The organism is Roseofilum halophilum BLCC-M91 (genome assembly GCF_030068445.1).
Lineage (GTDB): Bacteria > Cyanobacteriota > Cyanobacteriia > Cyanobacteriales > Desertifilaceae > Roseofilum > Roseofilum halophilum.
Genome location: NZ_JAQPOK010000032.1, coordinates 20,464 through 39,817 on the forward strand (window position 1 = coordinate 20,464; position 19,354 = coordinate 39,817).

General features: G+C 48.2%; 19 protein-coding genes and 1 pseudogene. 16 read left to right on the forward strand and 4 right to left on the reverse strand.

Annotation, left to right across the window (positions count from 1 at the left end; all coding sequences use genetic code 11):
• Positions 1-367: 367 nt before the first annotated feature.
• Positions 368-880 carry a hypothetical protein gene (locus PJF56_RS04025; RefSeq protein WP_283761360.1) on the forward strand — a complete coding sequence of 171 codons (513 nt, stop codon included), beginning with the start codon at positions 368-370 and terminating at the stop codon, positions 878-880.
• A gap of 127 nt (positions 881-1,007) precedes the next feature.
• Positions 1,008-1,640 carry a YdcF family protein gene (locus tag PJF56_RS04030; RefSeq protein ID WP_283761361.1) on the forward strand — a complete coding sequence of 211 codons (633 nt, stop codon included), beginning with the start codon at positions 1,008-1,010 and terminating at the stop codon, positions 1,638-1,640.
• 38 nt (positions 1,641-1,678) lie between these two features.
• Here the strand turns inward: PJF56_RS04030 and PJF56_RS04035 are convergent, their stop codons facing one another.
• Together PJF56_RS04035 and PJF56_RS04040 are read right to left on the reverse strand one after the other, a co-directional pair.
• Positions 1,679-2,140 (reverse strand): cupin domain-containing protein, encoded by a 462-nt coding sequence (locus PJF56_RS04035; RefSeq protein ID WP_283761362.1) that lies wholly within the window; start codon positions 2,138-2,140, stop codon positions 1,679-1,681.
• Positions 2,141-2,180: 40 nt separating this feature from the next.
• Positions 2,181-2,954 (reverse strand): cysteine hydrolase family protein, encoded by a 774-nt coding sequence (locus PJF56_RS04040; protein WP_283761363.1) that lies wholly within the window; start codon positions 2,952-2,954, stop codon positions 2,181-2,183.
• A 215-nt stretch (positions 2,955-3,169) separates the two neighbouring features.
• Between PJF56_RS04040 and gvpA the strand changes: the two genes are divergently transcribed.
• From gvpA to PJF56_RS04085, 9 genes are all read left to right on the forward strand, one after another.
• On the forward strand, positions 3,170-3,388 hold the full coding sequence (gene gvpA, locus PJF56_RS04045; protein WP_283753117.1) for a gas vesicle structural protein GvpA: 219 nt from the start codon (positions 3,170-3,172) through the stop codon (positions 3,386-3,388).
• A 147-nt stretch (positions 3,389-3,535) separates the two neighbouring features.
• Positions 3,536-4,558, forward strand: a complete 1,023-nt coding sequence (locus tag PJF56_RS04050; protein WP_283761364.1) for a hypothetical protein — start codon at positions 3,536-3,538, stop codon at positions 4,556-4,558.
• Positions 4,559-4,569: 11 nt separating this feature from the next.
• On the forward strand, positions 4,570-5,679 hold the full coding sequence (gene gvpN / locus PJF56_RS04055; protein ID WP_283761365.1) for a gas vesicle protein GvpN: 1,110 nt from the start codon (positions 4,570-4,572) through the stop codon (positions 5,677-5,679).
• A gap of 106 nt (positions 5,680-5,785) precedes the next feature.
• Positions 5,786-6,121, forward strand: coding sequence for a gas vesicle protein (locus PJF56_RS04060; protein ID WP_283761366.1), 336 nt, complete (start codon positions 5,786-5,788; stop codon positions 6,119-6,121).
• A gap of 87 nt (positions 6,122-6,208) precedes the next feature.
• A complete protein-coding gene (gene der / locus PJF56_RS04065) occupies positions 6,209-7,570 on the forward strand; it encodes a ribosome biogenesis GTPase Der (protein WP_283761367.1) in 1,362 nt (453 codons plus the stop codon).
• Positions 7,571-7,626: 56 nt separating this feature from the next.
• Positions 7,627-10,362, forward strand: a complete 2,736-nt coding sequence (locus PJF56_RS04070) for a CBS domain-containing protein (RefSeq protein ID WP_283761368.1) — start codon at positions 7,627-7,629, stop codon at positions 10,360-10,362.
• 185 nt (positions 10,363-10,547) lie between these two features.
• Entirely contained in the window at positions 10,548-10,898 is a 351-nt protein-coding gene (locus PJF56_RS04075; protein WP_283761369.1) for a hypothetical protein, read from the forward strand.
• Positions 10,899-10,906: 8 nt separating this feature from the next.
• On the forward strand, positions 10,907-11,266 hold the full coding sequence (locus PJF56_RS04080; protein WP_283761370.1) for a cupin domain-containing protein: 360 nt from the start codon (positions 10,907-10,909) through the stop codon (positions 11,264-11,266).
• 220 nt (positions 11,267-11,486) lie between these two features.
• Positions 11,487-11,966 carry a carboxypeptidase-like regulatory domain-containing protein gene (locus PJF56_RS04085; RefSeq protein WP_283761371.1) on the forward strand — a complete coding sequence of 160 codons (480 nt, stop codon included), beginning with the start codon at positions 11,487-11,489 and terminating at the stop codon, positions 11,964-11,966.
• Between the two features lie 56 nt (positions 11,967-12,022).
• Here PJF56_RS04085 and PJF56_RS04090 read toward each other — a convergent pair whose 3' ends face one another.
• The gene (locus PJF56_RS04090) at positions 12,023-13,240 is read right to left on the reverse strand and encodes a NupC/NupG family nucleoside CNT transporter (RefSeq protein WP_283761372.1); all 1,218 of its coding nucleotides are present in this window, start codon (positions 13,238-13,240) and stop codon (positions 12,023-12,025) included.
• Between the two features lie 145 nt (positions 13,241-13,385).
• Here PJF56_RS04090 and purC point away from each other — a divergent pair, with 145 nt between their 5' ends.
• From purC to lpxA, 5 genes are read left to right on the forward strand one after another with little or no spacing between them, the layout of a single operon-like run.
• Complete coding sequence (gene purC / locus PJF56_RS04095) at positions 13,386-14,114, forward strand: phosphoribosylaminoimidazolesuccinocarboxamide synthase (RefSeq protein ID WP_283761373.1); 729 nt, start codon at positions 13,386-13,388, stop codon at positions 14,112-14,114.
• A 46-nt stretch (positions 14,115-14,160) separates the two neighbouring features.
• Complete coding sequence (locus tag PJF56_RS04100; protein WP_283761374.1) at positions 14,161-16,887, forward strand: BamA/TamA family outer membrane protein; 2,727 nt, start codon at positions 14,161-14,163, stop codon at positions 16,885-16,887.
• A gap of 2 nt (positions 16,888-16,889) precedes the next feature.
• Positions 16,890-17,717, forward strand: a complete 828-nt coding sequence (gene lpxC / locus PJF56_RS04105) for a UDP-3-O-acyl-N-acetylglucosamine deacetylase (protein ID WP_283761375.1) — start codon at positions 16,890-16,892, stop codon at positions 17,715-17,717.
• Between the two features lie 24 nt (positions 17,718-17,741).
• Positions 17,742-18,239 (forward strand): 3-hydroxyacyl-ACP dehydratase FabZ, encoded by a 498-nt coding sequence (gene fabZ, locus PJF56_RS04110; protein WP_283761376.1) that lies wholly within the window; start codon positions 17,742-17,744, stop codon positions 18,237-18,239.
• A gap of 58 nt (positions 18,240-18,297) precedes the next feature.
• A complete protein-coding gene (gene lpxA / locus PJF56_RS04115) occupies positions 18,298-19,098 on the forward strand; it encodes an acyl-ACP--UDP-N-acetylglucosamine O-acyltransferase (RefSeq protein WP_283761377.1) in 801 nt (266 codons plus the stop codon).
• Between the two features lie 9 nt (positions 19,099-19,107).
• On the opposite strand, the pseudogene PJF56_RS04120 reads toward lpxA, so the two are convergent.
• Positions 19,108-19,354, reverse strand: a pseudogene (locus tag PJF56_RS04120) (Uma2 family endonuclease); the annotation flags it as partial.

Genomic DNA, 19,354 nt, shown 5'->3' on the forward strand with positions numbered 1-19,354 from the left:
TATCAGATTGAACCTTCCATTGTTGATGAGTATGGCCCCCTAGACTGTAACTGAAAACACCATCAGTGCTGCTCACCTGAGTTTTCGCTGATGGCTAACCTGAAAGAAATGAGTGGCGATCGCTTCCTGCACGGGAGCTACGGTTACTGGAGTCAGTTTTTTAGTCTTCATGACCCATGACCTCTGAGGTTCGTGGTAAAATTGATATTGCGACTCAGCTCACTGACACAACAAAACACTCGTGTATCTGCAAGACGATCCTTACGCTCAAAAGAGAAAACAGTTTATCACTTTAGTAATGAAACGGGTTAAACCAGGTACGGGTAGTAGTTTGGATTTTTTAAATCAAAGAACATGGATCTATCCAGTGACCAATCTTAAAACCATCATTCTTCAAGCGCCTTTTGTCATTGTGGAAGGAATTGCTACTCGGCTATATATGCCCGAAAGAAACACTCTTGATTTAGATATTTTAATTTTATCAGAAGATGCTCTATTGGTTTATCAAGATTTAGAACGAGCCAAAAGTAGACGAATCGGAAATTTAAGCATTCCTGGGAGTCAGTGGCAGTTATCTGATGGCACTTCTCTAGATGTCATCGAATCTACTACATCTTGGGCAACAGAAGCCATTGCTAATCCTAATTATGCTCCTGATGGACTGCCCATTATTGCTTTACCTTATCTGGTTTTAATGAAGTTAACAGCGAGTCGATCTCAAGATTTAGCCGATATCAGTCGCATGATGGGAGGCACGGAAGAGTCCCAACTGCAAGAAGTTAGAAGGATCGTTCAAGTTTACCTACCCAGTGCCGCAGAAGATTTAGAAAGCTTAATTACTCTGGGAAAGCTAGAAAGAGAAACTGATGAAATAGGATGAGAAGCCTGGTTTCTTTAACCCGACTTCTAGCTCACCCGAAAATTATCCCACTAAGGAACATTTTCTGCCCCGATCTGTCTTTACGAGGAGTGGACTTGAAGTTTAGGAGTTTGGCAAATTGAAACCCATGCCCCCCATTTTCACCCAAGCGAATCTTAAAAAATCTGTCAGTATTGTCTTGCTCTTACTGGGCATTTATGTCACTGGATTAGGGACTTGGATAAAAATTCAAACGACTTTAGCGCTGCGAGAATCTCCCCAACCCGAAGCGATTTTAATGTTGGGAGGAAATCATGAACGGGAACCCTTTACGGCACAATTTGCCGCCCAGCAAGAGTATCCCCTAGACATCTGGGTTTCTTCTGGAGTGGGGCGTAAAAAAGCGACTGAAGCGTTCCAAGCGGCGGGAATTCCGGAAGAACAGGTTCATCTGGATTATCAGGCAGTAGATACAGTAACCAATTTTTCCACATTAGTCGATGATTTGACAGCTAAAGATATTGACCATGTTTATCTAATCACTTCTGATTTTCATATGCCTAGATCGAAGGCGATCGCTACTATTATTTTAGGCAGTCAAGGGATTGCGTTTACCCCCATCGAAGTGCCGTCTTCAGATGATGGAGAATCTCCCCTCAGTATTGCGAGAGATGTGAGCCGGTCGATTTTATGGACATTGACTGGGCGCACTGCGGCGACGCTGAATCCGCAATTCCATAAATTGCGTGCCCAGAATCTGAAGGAAGTTGAAGCGCTATAACAATTAACAATTAACAATTAACAATTAACAATTAACAATTATTGAAATAGTGCTTTTGTGCGATCGCCTCGGCGCAAAACTTCAAAGTCTTCTGTGTCTAATTCTACGGGAGTACCACTGCGAATCAGTTCGGCAAAATCTTCATTGGGAACCATAATACAGAGGGTGTACATGCGCCCTTTTCCTGTATTTTCAATCACATGGGTTCCTGTGGGGGGAACCATTAAACTATCTCCGGCTTGAATGGTGACTACTTTGCCGTCACAATAGGCTAATCCTTCTCCTTTTAAGATAAAAAACATTTCTACGGCTAATTGATGGCGGTTGGGGGGCGTTTTACCTCCTGGATCGAAAATTTCAATACAATAGGTTAAGGAAAAATCGGACATGGTAGGATCGAAGACGATCGCCAGCCGATTGCTGTCTTGAGGACTGATGCGGTAGGCTTGGTATTCAGTGGGAGATTTGACCACCGGAATCATACAATGATGCTTATTCATAATCTTTCAGTAAAGAATAATAAATAATAGAATCTGAGCTTTAATCGGGTTCAATTCCCTTAAGGATCGCTTCACTGTGACAGACAAAGCCAAAACATTGTTTGACATTATAAAGGGTAGCATCCCAGCAATAGGGGGGTGAGGTAGTGGCGGTGCAGTCTTGAACTAAAATACAGTCGTAGCCAAGAAAGTTGGCATCTTGTAAGGTACAGAGAACACATTGATCGGCATTCACTCCGGCAAAAAAGAGGGTGGTTTTGCCCAGGTTGCGGAGAATACTGTCGAGGGGAGTATCCCAAAAGCCACTCATACGGTATTTGGCGATGTGAATATCTTCCGGTTGCGGTACGAGTTCGTCAACAATGGCGGCAGCCCAACTGCCTGTGGTGAGTACCTGTGCGTCTTTTTCGGGTAGGCGATCGCCTAAGCCAATGCCTTCTCCGGTCGGATTATACACATGCCTTAAGCCAGCGCTGATATTGAGTAAGTCGGGACGGTTGCCCCAGTTGAGCCAAATAATGGGGACTTTCTCGGCGCGAAAGCGGGGTAAAAGCTGATTTAAGGGAGCAATGGGCGATCGCGCTGGAGACACATCGACCCCAATATGGGCTAACCAACCCTGGGGATGACAAAAGTCATTTTGCATATCAATTACCAATAGGGCAGACTTGGCTAAATCTAACCGTAAGGTTTTGGTGGCAGTGGTGAGGGTAAGGGGTTGGGGAGGAATCGCAGGACGGGTAATATCAGCAGTATCGGCATTCACCTGCCAAGCATTGGGTGGAGTACCCAGAGAATTGAGCGCAAGAGTCATGGGATAGCTCCTCAAATTATGATGAATTTAAGTAAAGTGTAGGCGAAATTTGACGAAAATCACGCCATTGTCCGATAAAATAGAGAACTATGAGCCGAAGTCAGGGAAGGAGAGATCGATACATTGGCGATCGATCCAAAACATCCTCACCTGATGGGTATATGCTTGGCTCTTCTGCACCTCCAATTGCCCAATCAAAACAGGGAAAAATTATTATGGCTGTTGAAAAAGTAAACTCTTCATCGAGTCTCGGAGAAGTGGTCGATCGCATCCTCGATAAAGGAATTGTAATTGATGCTTGGGTTCGGGTCTCCTTAGTGGGCATTGAATTACTGGCCATTGAAGCCCGTGTGGTCATTGCTTCAGTTGAAACTTACCTTAAATATGCCGAAGCAGTCGGATTAACCGCTCAAGCGGCTGTTCCGGCAGTTTAGTCTCAGGATTAAACTGGCTTTCGATGAGGTATTGCTATCTTGGAGGAAATAGGAACTCCTTTCTATTTCCTCTGATTAGAAAGTTAAATCAAATATTAGGACTGCGGTCTGAGAAACAGAGCTTCTAGGGAAGGGGATGAAAAGACTATGGCGCTTAAAGATGAGTGGCGATCGCAAAGAGAAGAACGCCAAACCCAAACACGCGAGCGATCGGAGGAAGTCCAAACTCAGATACAGAACCTCAATGACCAACGTCAAGCGGCAACGGCCCAACTTCAAGACCAACTGCGGCAGTTTCGGACAGAATTGGCCCAAGGCGAAGCAGATCGGCGTTTAAGGGGTCAGCAGCAACAGGAAGATCTGCAAACCTACGCCCAAGAATTACGAGAGGAGATCGAAGATTTTTTAGAAACCTCGACCACAGAACGGTTTCTGATGAGCGATGAGGTGGCAACCCATCTCCAGGAAACCATGGAGCGCCTGCAAACAGAAACCCAAAACTTTTTGAGGGTGGCTCGCCAAAGTCGTCAACAGCGCTACGGGGAACTTCAGGAAGACCTGGCCGAGTTTATCGAAGATTTGCATCTGCAAATGGACAGCTATCGTCAACAGCTAGAACAACAGCGCCAAGAGCGGATAGCCGAGATCCAGAGCCGCAAAACGGAGGTAAAAAAAACTCTCTCTAGCACTCGTCAACAACACCAAGAGAGTGCCCAAGCTCTGCAACTAGAACTCGATAGTTTTATCCAGAGTTTGCGAGACTATCGTCAGAGCCTCTATCAAGCCGTGTGGGGCGATACACCGGTGGGGGTTGCCCCACCAGCCGTTAAACCAAAACCCGCTTTCAAGTCCAAGCGCCCAAAAGCCAGCCCAAAAGCAGCCCCAGCACCTAAACCAGCAGTCGCAGTTCCCAAACCTGCCCCCAGAGCGGCAACGGCTCCACCTCCAGCCCCAGAACCGGTGACAGAAAAAGCGGATAAAAAAAATGTAAACAATCTATCCACGGAAGAAGAGCAGGTTTATAATTTCTTACGCAAGTCACCCTCATCGCGATTAACGGTCATTGAAGAAGCCCTAGGGATTAACCGCGTGCAAGCAGTAGATACTCTGAGATCGCTGATAAAAAAAGGCATGGTGACTCAGCGCGATCGCCTGTACTCCGTACTCTAACTTGACTCCCCATGCCCACCTTACTCAACGCCCGTTCTAGGGGCTTTGTCAATACGCCCACCATCGAGCGACTGACGAACCGCGCCCTGCGCTATCTTCAGTCCGGGTTTTCCGTGCATTTGCGCGGCCCCGCAGGAACCGGAAAAACCACCCTCGCCTTACATTTAGCCGATTTACTCAGTCGTCCCATTATGCTCATTTTTGGCGACGATGAACTGAAAACCTCAGATTTAATCGGCAACCAATCTGGGTATACCCGCAAAAAAGTCGTCGATAACTATATCCACAGCGTGATTAAACTCGAAGACGAGCTGCGGAAAAACTGGGTAGACTCCCGACTGACTCTAGCAGCCAAAGAAGGATTTACCCTGGTTTACGATGAGTTTAACCGCTCTCGTCCAGAGGTCAATAATGTGCTGTTATCGACCTTAGAAGAAAAATTGCTCGTTCTTCCCCCCAATAATAGCCGCACCGAATATATCCGGGTTCATGCCCAATTTCGGGCCATATTTACCAGTAACCCCGAAGAATACTGTGGGGTTCATGCCACCCAGGACGCGCTGTTAGACCGGCTGGTAACCTTAAATATGCCCGACCCAGAAGCGGAAACCCAGACGGCTATTTTAGTGGAAAAAATCGGCATTACCCCGGAAGAGGCGCAAACCATCGTCGATATTGTGATGGCGTTTCAGCAGAAAACGGGAAACCAGAAAACGATTGGTTTGCGATCGGGACTGATGATCGCTAAAATTTGTCACGAACATGAAATTGCGATCGCCATCAACCAAGAAGCCTTCCAGGAAGTCTGCGAAGATATCCTGCTCTCGCGTACCGACTTAGACCTTAGTAAAGCCAACCGGGTAATCCAAACCCTATTTGATCCTCAGAGTCTCAATGCTCAGAGCGCTCTACCCCCTCCAACTCCTGCGGTATCTGCACCCGAACCGCCTCAACCCGCGCAAAAAGTATATAGCTTCTTACACCAAAGTCAAGGGGCAAAACTCTCGGATATCGAAAGTGCAGTCGGATTAAATCGGGTAGAAACGGTAAATATTTTGCGCCATTTAATGGAACAAGGCAAAATTCGGCTCAATGAAGAGCGCAAATATATCGCCCAGTAATTCATGGGGCGATCGTTAAGATAAAATTCAACATTAAATCCGATCTCCGCGTCCCCGCGTCCCCGTGTCTCCGTGTCTTCCCTGCGTCCACCTATCCCCCATTCCCGTGCCTGCTAACTCCCGTCCCCTAACCTCAAGCCAAAGTTCCACCCTCGCTGATGTCCTCGAAAGAGTGCTAGATAAGGGGGTTGTCATTGCTGGTGATATCTCCGTTTCCGTCGGTTCAACGGAACTGCTCAACATTCGCATTCGCCTCTTAATTTCCTCCGTTGATAAAGCCAAGGAAATTGGCATTAACTGGTGGGAGAGCGACCCCTATCTGAGCAGTCAGCATAAACAACTACAAGAAACCAATCAACAGTTACTAGAGCGCATTGAACAACTCGAAACCCAACTCAAAGCCTTAAAATCTTCTGAAACTGAACCCGAAAGTCCGACATGAACCTGTCCGCGACAGCAGCCCAAAGCGCTATAATGGACTGCTTGGCTTAAATTTCTAAACCTATTTCTCAACCCTAAAAACTGTGCTATGAAACTGCCTATCGTCGCCATTATTGGCCGTCCCAATGTCGGTAAATCTACTCTAGTCAATCGGTTAGCTAAAAGACAAGAATCGATTGTTTTCGATCAACCGGGAATTACCCGCGATCGCACCTATCGTCACTGCTATTGGGGCGATCGCGACTTTCAAGTGGTCGATACCGGGGGATTACTCTTCCACGATGATACCGAATTTTTGCCCCTGATTCGGGAACAAGCCCTGTTAGCCTTAAGGGAATCAAGCGCCGCCATTTTCCTCGTCGATGGTCAAACTGGCCCCACCCCTGGAGATCTGGAAATTGCCCAATGGTTGCATCAACAATCAATTCCCGTGGTTTTAGCCGTGAATAAATGCGAATCTCCAGACCAAGGACTGATTCAAGCAGCCCAATTTTGGGAATTAGGTTTAGGCGAACCCTATGCCATTTCTTCTATTCACGGTAGTGGAACCGGGGATCTCCTCGATGCGCTCATCCCCCACTTACCCGTCGTTGAAGACTCGGAAGAATCCACAGAAACCAAAATCGCCATTGTCGGCCGTCCCAATGTGGGCAAATCCAGTTTACTCAATGCCTTTCTAGGGGAAAACCGGGCGATCGTTAGTCCCATATCTGGAACCACTAGAGATGCCATTGATACCGTAGTTGAACATGAGGGCAAAACCTACCGGTTGGTTGATACCGCAGGCATTCGCAGGAAGAAAAACGTGGAATATGGGCCGGAATTTTTCGGCATTAATCGGGCTTTTAAGGCTATTCGGCGATCGGATGTGGTATTGCTGGTGATTGATGCCCTCGATGGGGTAACCGAACAAGACCAAAAACTGGCCGATCGCATTGCCGAAGAGGGTCGCGCTTGTGTGATTGTGGTGAATAAATGGGATCGGGTAGAAAAAGACACTTATACCATTTTGCACTACGAACAACAGGTGCGCGATCGCCTCTACTTCATCGACTGGTCAGAAATGATCTTCGTTAGCGCTCTCACCGGTCAACGGGTTCCCAAAATTCTCAAGTTAGTCGATAACGCCGTCAGCGAACATCAGCGTCGCGTCTCCACTGCGATCGTCAATGAAGTCTTGCAAGAAGCCATCAGTTGGCACACTCCCCCCACCAACCGCCAAGGGAAACAGGGCAAAATTTACTATGGCACGCAAGTGAGTATCCAACCGCCCAGTTTTAGTATTTTTGTCAACGATCCCAAACGGTTAGGAGAAAACTACCGCCGCTATATTGAGAAACAAATCCGCCAACAACTCGGATTTACCGGTACACCCATTCGCCTCTTTTGGCGAGGCAAAAAAGCCCGCGAGTTGGAAGCCACCGGAGCCAATCGAGCCATCCGAGTTTAAATGTCCTCTCCCTCTACCAGGGAGTTTTCTAGGGTAAATCGGACTGGATATCATTTATGGATTTAATTTTGTGCCATACCACCGCAGACTTTGATGCATTAGGGGCAGCAGTGGGGTTAACACGCTTAAAACCCGGCACTCAGGTGGTGCTGACTGGGGGATGTCATCCCACGGTGCGGGAGTTTTTGGCCTTTTATCGGGATGAGTATGCTTTAATTGAGCGTCGGTCAGTGAACGTTGAACAAATCCGCAGTTTAATCGTAGTCGATACCCAACAGCGCGATCGCCTCGGTCTAGCTGCCAGTTGGTTTGATATTCCCCATCTCGAACAAGTGGAACTCTACGACCATCACCTCGACATCGAAACCGATCTTCCCCTGACGCACTCGATGATTGAACCGGTTGGTGCAACCACCACCCTGATTGTCGAACGACTGCAACAGCTCGACCTTCTAGAACTCACCCCCGCAGAAGCAACCGTAATGGCCTTGGGAATTCATGTGGACACTGGTTCCCTGACCTACGATGCGAGTACCCCCAGAGATGCCCTCGCCCTCGCCTGGTTAATGACCCAAGGAGCCAGTTTATCCGTGATTGGGGAGTATGTGGAACCGGGATTATCCCCCCAACTCCAGGACTTACTCACCCTCGCTCTAGAAGAACTGCACACTACAACCTGTGAAGGATATCAATTATCCTGGACTCTCCTACCCACCCCTGACTTTATTCCTGGATTATCCAGTGTTGCTACCCGATTAATCGGATTAATCCATAGTGATGCTTTATTATTTGGCACGTGGTATGAAATCGGGCAAGAAAAGCGGTTAACCGTCATTGGTCGTTCTCGTCAGCGTTGCCGCTCTTCCTCCCATCCTCCTCTTAATCTGCATACCCTGTTTGCCCCCCTGGGAGGAGGGGGTCATGCACAAGCAGCCTCCCTAACGCTGCGAGGGACAGAGATTGAAGATACTTTTGCCGATCTGGTTCAAAACCTAAAAAACCAAGTCCCCAATGCACCCACTGCACGGGAGTTGATGTCTTCCCCGGTGCGAACGATCTTGCCGGAAACCACGATCGCCCAAGCCCAACGTATTCTGTTACGCTATGGCCACTCTGGGTTATCTGTGGTCGATGCCGACGGGACGTTAGTGGGGATCATTTCCCGTCGCGACCTGGATATTGCCCTCCATCACGGCTTTTCCCACGCTCCTGTAAAAGGGTACATGACTCCCCATCTGAAAACTATCACCCCAAAGACCCAACTGCCGGAAATTGAGGCATTGATGGTTACTTATGATATTGGTCGTTTGCCCGTATTAGAGGAGGGTAACTTAGTGGGCATTGTCACCCGTAGCGATGTTTTGCGCCAATTTCATCTTCAGGAAACCGGGCAGCAAGTGGGGTCAAAAATGCGCCTGAATCGGTTGCAGTCCTGCTATTTGCCGGAAACGATGAAGCAAATAGTACAGGAGAGCCTAAGCGCACCCTTGCAGGAAGTGCTGCGACAAGCGGCGATCGCCGCCGAGCAAAGGGGATGGCACTTATACTTAGTGGGCGGAGGCGTGCGCGATTTATTACTGGCCGATGCAGATACCATCATCGATCTCCAGGATGTAGATTTAGTTGTCGATGGCTATCATCGTGCCGCTCAACCGGGGGCTGGAGTCGAGTTAGCCAAAGTCTTACAGCAAAAATATCCGGGCGCTCGCTTGCAAATTCACGGGCAATTCCAAACGGCAGCGCTGCTCTGGCACAAACACCCAGAATTAGGCAACCTTTGGATTGATATTGCTACAGCTCGCACGGAATTTTACCCCTATCCGGCTGCTAACCCGGAAGTAGAAGCCAGCTCTATTCGCCAAGATTTATACCGCCGAGACTTTACGATTAATGCCTTAGCCTTGCGGCTTACTCCTCCTCGTATGGGTGAAGTCTTGGATTTTTTCGGTGGTATTTTAGACTTGGAAGCGAAGTTGATCCGGGTGTTACATGCCAATAGCTTTATCGAAGATCCCACCCGCATTTATCGCGCTGTGCGGTTTGCGGTGCGCTTAGGGTTCCGCTTAGAAGGACAAACCGAAGGCTACATTCGCTATGCGATCGCCAGTGGGGTGTACGATCTCTCTGTGGCTGAAAATAACCGAGCGCCCGCCCTGCAAACCCGACTGAAAAACGAGTTAAACTATATTTTAGAAGCACCCTATTGGCAAAGAGCCATTCAACTGCTCGGAAATCTAGATGCACTTAAATGTATCCACTCGAGTTTAGAACTGACTCCAGACTTATGGAAACAACTGAGTTTAGTTGACCGATGTTTACGCCGGTTTAACCCCCCTGGACTCTGCCCCCCTTGGCAACTGTTGCTAGAAGTTATGATTGCCTATCTTGCGCCCGAATACCGCTATCCAGTGGCTTCCGGGTTTCAATTGCCAGCCGAAAGTATGGAACGATTAAAAAATTTAGAAGCCGCCAAAATCGATCTTTTTTGCCGCCTCCCCACCTGTGAATCACCGAGCAGTATTGTTAACGCTCTCAACCCTCATCGCTTTTCTACTTTAATTTTAGTCATGGTACAAAGTCCCAGACCTTTACGGCGAAAGATCTGGTTATATTTGTGGAAGCTGGCACAAGTGAAACCAATTTTGAACGGCAATGACTTAAAAAAATTGGGCTATAAACCTGGTCGTCAATTCAAAGTGATGTTGGATAAACTCCTGGAGATGACATTAGATGGAGAACTGCCAAACCGCGCCAGTGCCCAAGCATTCTTACAGGAGAATTTTCCCTCTTGACAGGATATCAAATCTGGTTCATGGGTTAAGAATCTCCCCCAGTCAACTAGCAATAGAGGGATAGGGGTTTAGATTATCCAGCTTGCCGAGAGTTCGGGTTGATTACCAGCGATCGCCGCTTTTCGGTTACAGTGATATGTAATTTCAACAAATCGCACTAACGTAGGTGAGCAATTCAATCACGGATGGACAAGGATTTAGACCCTAGTGTACAACCCTGGGAACAGGAACTGAGCGCCACCCTAGAGCGGATAAAAACCTTAGCCGCTCTACATCAAGAGGATTCAGTGACCTTACTGGCCATTCTACGCCGTCTCGAACAGATGCATCATCACATTCGAGAAACTTGGTTTCAAGAGTCTCTTCCCGATAACCGTCAAACCTTGTATGCCCTTCTGCGGGATATGGAAACGGAAGGAGGATGGCCCTATATTAGTCGAATGCAATTACAGACCCTTCTCAAAGTTTGGTTTCAAGCCGAGGTGAACCGTAATTTACCAGAGTCCTTAGAGTCTGAGCCTCTTGATGAGCCATAACATTGCTAATGAAAATCACTCACTTAAATGACTTACCCCAAGAAGGCGTTTCTCACAATCGGAATATCCGTAAGCAAGTGATGTTACGCATGGGAGAGTTACCCCATTTAACCAATTTTTCCCAAGCTAGATTTCCTCCTGGAGCAGTAGCCAATGGTCATGCTCATCAAGATATGTGTGAGGTGTTTTTTATTGAATCAGGTACAGGAAGAATTACAGTCAATAACCAGGAGTATGCCCTATCTCCAGGCACTTGTATCGCCATTGATGTGGGTGAAGTGCATGAACTGTGCAATACGGGGTCAACAGAATTAGTGGTGACCTATTTTGGCTTACGAGTGCCCTCAGAAGTCATCCGTCAGGAATAGACTCAGAAGGAAATCATACAATTATACAGTTGATGGCAGAAATCGATCGCCCCATTCCGGGATGCCCGATTGAGTGAGAGTAAGCAAAGATAACCTGAGACGACAAGCAAGAGGGGCAACTTCTTTGCGGTAACTCTTGCCTATGTGACTCTAGCCATTTAAGTCTTGAGATATATTTTGTATATTGTCCAATCCATGTAACCAACAGGAGAGTATGTCAATGAAATCCTTCCTTACCCTGTCTGCTGTACTACTGAGCTTAGTGAGCTTGCCCAAAGTGGCTCTGGGGCACGCGGTAGAAACCGATTTTCAGAGTATGTCCGATCGCCTGGAAATCCAATCTATGTTCAGTACCGGTGAAGCCTTTGAAGGTGCGCCTGTGGTCGTTTATGCCCCGAATGACCCCACCACACCCTGGTTAGAAACCACAACCGATGCTAACGGTCAATTTGTCTTTCAACCCGATCCCTCGATTCCGGGTGAGTGGTCTGTAGAAATTGGAGAAGGTGGCCATTGGGATAATATTATCGTTCCCGTTAACGACCAAGGGATTGAATCTCAGAACATCAGCTATCTAGAGGGACATCCTTACCATACTCATAACCGTATGGCGAATCGCTATATCCTCGCTGGTGTGGCTGGAGTGACGATCGTTGGGGGTGTCGGTGGCACTTTCTTACGTCGCAAGTTCAAAGGCTAATTGGCTGCGATCGCATATAGCGCTACCGCAGGTAGCACTGTATGCGATCGCCACAATTAGAGTAAAATACCGGCAATACAAGCGGTCATACAACAGGCCAGAAATCCCGCAATCATGGCTCGCAGACCCAATGCTGCCAGATCGGATTGTCGAGAGGGAGCGATCGCCCCAATACCTCCCAACTGAATGCCGATAGCCCCCAAATTAGAAAACCCACAGAGAGCATAAGTGGCGATCGCTGCGGTGCGATCGGAAAGCTGTTGATTGCGAATTAACTCGCTCAAATCCACATAAGCGATAAACTCCGTCAGGATCGTCTTTTTCCCCAGCAGCTCCCCCACCACCAAACAATCTGCCCAAGGAACCCCCATCAACCAAGCCACAGGTGCAAAGATTACGCCAAAAATCCCCTCTAAGGATAATGTCGGTAAGCCAACAAATCCCCCCATCCAAGCCAATACAGCATTAATAAACGCCAGGATACCCAAAAAGGCAATGAGCATCGCCGCAATATTCAGTGCCAACTTCATGCCCTCCGAAGCCCCTGTAGACAGGGCATCAATAGCATTCACATAGGTTTTCTCTACCTCAATAGACACCGTTCCCATCGTCGGAGAGCTTTCCGTTTCTGGATACATCAGCTTCGAGATCGCCAGTGCTGCGGGAGCAGACATCACCGACGCGGTAATCAGATGTTCTGGCGCAATACCAAAAGAAATATAAGCCACCAAAACCCCTCCTGCCACCGTTGCAAACCCACTGGTCATAATTGCATGGAGTTCAGACATCGTAGTAGTCGAGACATAGGGTTTAATCAGCAACGGCGCTTCTGTCGAACCGACAAAAATATTCGCGGCTGCCGTCAGAGTTTCCGATCCCGACGTTTTCAGGGTATATTGCATCAACCGAGCGATCGCCTGCACCATGCGCGGTAAAATTCCATAGTAGTAAAGCACACTAATAAACGCGGAAAAGAAAATCACCGTCGGCAACACCCGAAAGGCGAAAATATACACCTCATTGTTCACCAACTGGGACGAAAACACAAACTCAGACCCCACATCCGAGAATTCTAAAAAGGTCTGGATGCGATCGCCTAAAAAGCGAAATAGAGCCAAGCCAAACGGAACCTTTAAGATCAAGACAGCCAAAACAAACTGCAAGCCCAGCCCCATGGCTACCACTCGCCATCGCACTGCCCCACGGTTAACGGAGATGCCATAGGCAAAAGCGACAAAAACACCGAGTCCCAACAGGGAAATTATGCGCTCCATGGTTTCAGGAAGTGAAGGATAATGGCCAACTTTACAGTAGTTTCTGTACCCAAAGATCTCCCCTAACCCCCCCTGCTTAAAAAGGGTGATTTAGGGGGATCTATGAGGTATGGTAGGGCTGTTGGATATAAGTTCTCAACGCTTTATGACCAAACCGACTCAACTCTACGAAGGAAAAGCCAAAATCGTCTATACCACGGATGATTCCGATCTCCTTCTGACTTACTTTAAGGATGATGCGACGGCGTTTAATGCTCAAAAACGAGGCACGATTACCGGTAAGGGACAGATTAATTGTGCGATTTCCCGTCATTTGTTCCAAATGCTCGAAGCGCAGGGGATTCCCACCCACTATGTTGATTGTCCTTCGGATCGGGAAATGCGCGTGAAAGCCGTTACGATTGTGCCGATTGAGGTGATTGTGCGTAACCTGGCTGCGGGGAGTCTTTGCAAACAAACGGGTTTGGCTCTGGGAACTCAAATCGATCCGCCTCTGGTAGAGTATTGCTATAAGAATGATAGTCTCGGCGATCCTCTGCTGACTCGCGATCGCCTTTTGCTCCTTAACTTGGCTACACCGGAAGAACTCGACTATATCCGGCAAATGTCCCTGGATATCGATCGCCACCTGAGTGCCTTTTTCCAAGAGTGTGGCATTATCCTGGTTGATTTTAAGCTAGAATTCGGGCGCGATCGCCAAAATAACATCATTCTAGCCGACGAAATTAGCCCAGATACCTGTCGGTTATGGAAACAGGGCGAAACTGACCCCCAAGCGCGTATCCTAGATAAAGACCGCTTTAGACAAGACTTAGGTGATGTTGAATCAGCCTATAAGCAAGTGCTAGAGAGAGTTTTAGGCCAGGCAAAATGAAAATAGCTCTTCAGAAGTGTTAAGTTAAGGGGTTGATTGAGGTGTTTTGGCTGGAGTCGTAGGGTTTTCTAAAGACCAATACCTGACTCAACAGCCAAACCAACTGTTCAATGTGGTGTGTGGAAGTTTACGGAACGTGAAAACAATGCGCTTGTCTCCTGTCTGGTTGACTCTCTTAACAAGTTCGGCAACTCTCGGTTTTGTCGATGCTGTCCAAGGTCAAGTTTTAGACTCTACTGCGGAAACGGTAGACCCCTCTCCTTATTTTTATACGACTGATGGCGATCGGGAGATCGATCGGCAGTTAGTGCAAATAATAGCACGGTCTGCGAAAGAATCGATCCCCATTACTCATCAGTCTTTACAGTTTTCTTCTTCTAAATCTGTAGGAGAAAAGTTCGCGTTTACCTCCTTTTCAGAGGTTCAGGAAACTGCGGTAAATGAGCCACAACAATTAGCCTTTACTTCGCTTCCCCAACCGCAATCATTAGAAGAAAAATCAGAACAACTGGCGTTCACTTCCTTTTCAGAGGTTCAGGAAACTGCGGTAAACGAGCAACAACAATTAGCCTTTACCGCCTTGCCTCAACCGCAATCATTAGAAGAAAAATCAGAACAACTGGCGTTTACTTCCTTTTCAGAAGTTCAGGAAACTGCGGTAAACGAGCCACAACAATTAGCCTTTACCGCCTTGCCTCAACCGCAATCATTAGAGAAAAAATCAGAACAACTGGCGTTTACCTCCTTTTCAGAGGTTCAGGAAACTGCGGTAAACGAGCCACAAACGTTAGCCTTTACCGCCTTGCCTCAACCGCAATCATTAGAAGAAAAATCAGAACAACTGGCGTTTACTTCCTTTTCAGAAGTTCAGGAATCAGAAGCACAGAAAAATGCGCCAATAGAAGAAACTCCTATTTTGGTGGAAACTGTACCTGCAAACACCGTTTCCCTAAAAACTCAATTGAGCCAAAATAATTCATCAGAACCAGAACCGAGGGTATTAGTTGCCGAGGTGATGGTGATGGGAGTAGATGGTGACTTAAGAAATCGGGTATTTGAGGTGATTAGTACCCAAGCTGGACGGACGACAACTCGTTCTCGACTGCAAGAAGATATTGATGCTATTTTTGCCACGGGATTCTTTTCTAATGTGCGAGCAACTCCAGAGGATACCCCATTAGGTGTGCGCGTCACATTTGAAGTAGAACCTAATCCAGTTTTACGACAAGTTAATATTAATGCAAATCCAGGAACAGATATTCCTTCGGTGGTTCCCCAGGACGTGATTGATGAGATTTTTGGAGATCAATATGGGAGAATTCTTAATCTGCGTCGCTTGCAGGTGAGTATTCAGGATTTGAATACTTGGTATCAAGAGAATGGGTATATTTTGGCTCAGGTGGTGGATGCGCCAGATGTTAATGAGGACGGTACAGTTAACCTGGTGATTCCGGAAGGGGTGATTGAAGATATTGAGATTGTTTATCTGAATCGAGATGGACAGGATATAGAAGAGACTGGAGAACCGGTTCAGGGGAAAACGCGGGAGTATATTATTACTCGGCAGTTGAATTTAGAAGCCGGAGATATTTTTAATCGGGATACGATTCAAGCAGATTTACAGCGCGTGTATGGCTTGGGTATTTTCCAGGATGTGAATGTGACGTTAAATCCGGGAACTGACCCCACGAAAGTAGTGGTGGTGCTGAATGTGCAGGAACAAAATACGGGATCGATCGCCGCAGGAGGCGGTATAAGTTCTGCCAGTGGCTTCTTCGGTTCTTTAAGTTATCAAGAAACAAACTTCGGCGGCAATAACCAAACCCTGCGTACAGAAGTGCAGATCGGAACCCGTGATTTCTTGTTTGATGTTAGCTTTAGCGATCCGTGGATTGGTGGAGATCCCAAGCGTACAGCTTATACCATGAACGGCTTTAGACGGCGCTCGATCTCCCTGGTTTACGATGGAGATGAAAACCCGATCCGCTTAGACAATGGCGATCGCCCCCGCATCCTGCGGACAGGCTTCGGTATCCGCTTTTCCCGTCCCTTGGGTGAAGACCCCTTAAACCCCGATTGGATCGGTTCTCTGGGCTTACAGTACCAGCATGTTTCCATCCGCGATGCCGATAACAAACTCACCGCTAGAGACGAAGACAGGGAACGCCTAGCCTTCCATAATACGGGAGTCGATGACCTCTTTATGCTTCAGTTTGGCATCGTCAGCGATCGCCGAAACAACCCCGCTCAACCCACCGGTGGCTCCCTCACCCGCTTTAGTATCGAGCAGTCCATCCCCGTCACTAGCGTCATAATGAGTCGTCTACGGGGCAGTCACACCTTCTATGTGCCCGTCAAATTCACCGACTTCCATGAAGGCCCCCAAGTCCTCGCCTTTCAAGTTGAAGGGGGGGCAACCTTGGGAGACCTCCCCCCCTATGAAGCCTTCATTCTCGGCGGTCTAGAGTCCGTGAGGGGCTTTGCAGAAGGGGATCTCGGCAGTGGTCGATACTTCCTAGAAGGAACCCTAGAATACAGATTCCCCGTGGTTGAACTGTTGGGAGGCGTATTATTTGTAGATGCAGCAACTAACCTCGGATCGAGCAATGCCGTCATTGGTAACCCCTCCGATCGGCGTGGCTTACCCGGCTCAGGGGCATCCGCAGGCGTTGGAGTTCGGATCAATACTCCCCTAGGCCCCATCCGTATTGACTACGGATTCACCACCGATGGCAGTAGCCGAGTCCACTTTGGTATTGGAGAGAAATTTTAGAAATGGCGATCGCAACCTCCCTCAACCAAGCCTTTACCCAATCCGGCATCGGTCTGCATAGCGGCCAAAAAACCCAAGTCACAGTTCTACCCGCCCAACCCGGAAGCGGACGATACTTTGTGCGCGTCGATCTCCGTGATCGCCCCACCATTCCCGCCAGCATCGAAGCCGTTAACTCTACCGTTCTCTCCACAGAACTCGCCGTGGGAGAAGCCAGCGTGCGTACCGTCGAACACCTCCTCGCCTCCCTCCTCGCCCTCGGCATCACCGATGCCCAAATCGAGATTAACGGCCCCGAAGTGCCCCTACTCGACGGTTCCGCCGCCCCTTGGGTCGAGGCCATTCTCCGCCATCAACCGGAGGCGGGGCAATTTCCTCGATCCGAAACCACCTTAACTCAACCCATTTCGATTACCGATAAAGATGCCTTTGTAGCCGCCATACCCGCGCCAGAACTGCGCTTTACCTATGGGATTGAGTTTGATTTAGGGGCGATCGGTCAACAATGGCACAGTTGGCAACCCGATCGCGAACCCTTTACCACCACCATCGCCCCCGCTCGCACCTTCGGCCTCGCCCACCAAATTGAACACTTACGAGCGCAGGGGTTAATTAAAGGTGGTAGTCTGGATAATGCCCTCGTTTGCGGCCCTGAAGGTTGGCTCAATCCCCCCTTACGATTTGTCAACGAACCCGCCCGTCATAAACTCTTAGACCTGGTGGGAGACCTGAGCTTATTGGGAGTTCCCCCTGTAGCTCACTACCTGGCATTCAAGGCCAGCCATCACCTTCATGTGCAACTGGCGAGGAAAATTGCCCACCTAATTTAATCCCTGTTCTCGATCCTCTAACCCATGTCCACAGAAACTGAAACCAGCCCAGAAACCCCTGTTCTCGATCCAACCCACACCGTTTTCACTGTCGAAGAGATCCACAAACTCCTTCCCCATCGCTATCCCTTCGCCCTAGTAGACCGGATTATTGCCTATGAACCCGGCAAACAGGCCGTAGGACTGAAAAATGTCAGTTTTAATGAACCCCAGTTTCAAGGACATTTTCCCGGTCGTCCCATTATGCCAGGGGTACTCATGGTCGAAGCCATGGCCCAAGTCGGGGGTATTGTAGTCGTGCAAATGGACAACTTTGCCAGTGGATTATTTGCCTTTGCAGGTATCGATAAGGTTAAGTTTCGCCGTCCCGTCGTTCCTGGAGACCAGTTAATTATTACTGCCAAAATTCTCAAAGCTATGCCCAAACGGGGTTTTGTTGCCATGACAGGGAAAATAGAAGTCAATGGTGAATTAGCAGTAGAAGGAGAGCTAAAATTTGCGATTTTGAGTGATAGTAATTAGTGATTCGGTGTTCGCCAGATTAGAGAAACAAGATAAGAGCAATTAGAATGGGAGAGATATGACCACCCTAATTCATCCAACGGCAGTTATCCACAGTGGTGCGAAGGTTCATCCGACGGTGAGCGTTGGCCCCTACGCCGTGATTGGGGACAATGTGACCATTGGGGCGAATACAACTATTGGCCCCCATGTGGTGTTGGAGGGATGGACGGAAATTGGCGAGGGCAATGAGATTTTTACGGGAGCAGCTATTGGTTTGGCTCCCCAAGACCTCAAGTATGATGGGGCGCAAACTGCGGTCAAAATTGGTAATTATAATTCTATTCGCGAATATGTGACGATTAATCGAGCAACGGGCCCCGATGAAGCGACGGTGATTGGCGATCGCAATTTACTGATGGCCTATGTGCATGTGGCCCATAATTGCCTGATTGAAAATGAAGTGGTTGTAGCCAACTGTACCGCATTTGCTGGCCATGTGCATGTAGAATCTAAGGCCAGAATTAGCGGACTGTTAGGGGTTCACCAGTTTGTGCATATTGGCCAGATGGCGATGGTGGGTGGAATGAGTCGGATTGAGCGGGATGTGCCTCCCTATATGACAGTGGAGGGAAATCCCGCTAGGGTGCGATCGCTCAATGCGATCGGCTTAAAACGCTCTGGCTTAACTCACCATGATTTTGGTATCCTCAAATCTGCCTATCGCCTGTTGTATCGCTCGGAAATGACGTTTCAGGAAGCCCTAGAGCAGTTAAACACCCTACCCGAAACAGAGCAATTAAGCCACCTACGCCAGTTCCTGCACCTCTCTCTAACGGAAAAACACCGCCGAGGCCCCATTCCAGGGAATAGAGAATAGATCAAAAGTTTAACCATGAGGTGGCAGATTATCCGGGTCTAAACCCATGGCAATCAAGCGATCTCTCAATTCCTGCAATGCGGTTTGCGCTTGCTCTTTCTCTTGCCGTTCCCGTTCTTTCTCCTGTCGCTCCCGTTCCCTTTCCTCCGCTTCTGTCGGAATTAAATTCCCCGACTCATCATAAAAGCGCAACCATAACCGCTCTATTCCTTTATGACTTCCTTGCCATAATCTCAAGCCTAATCCTAACTCTTCT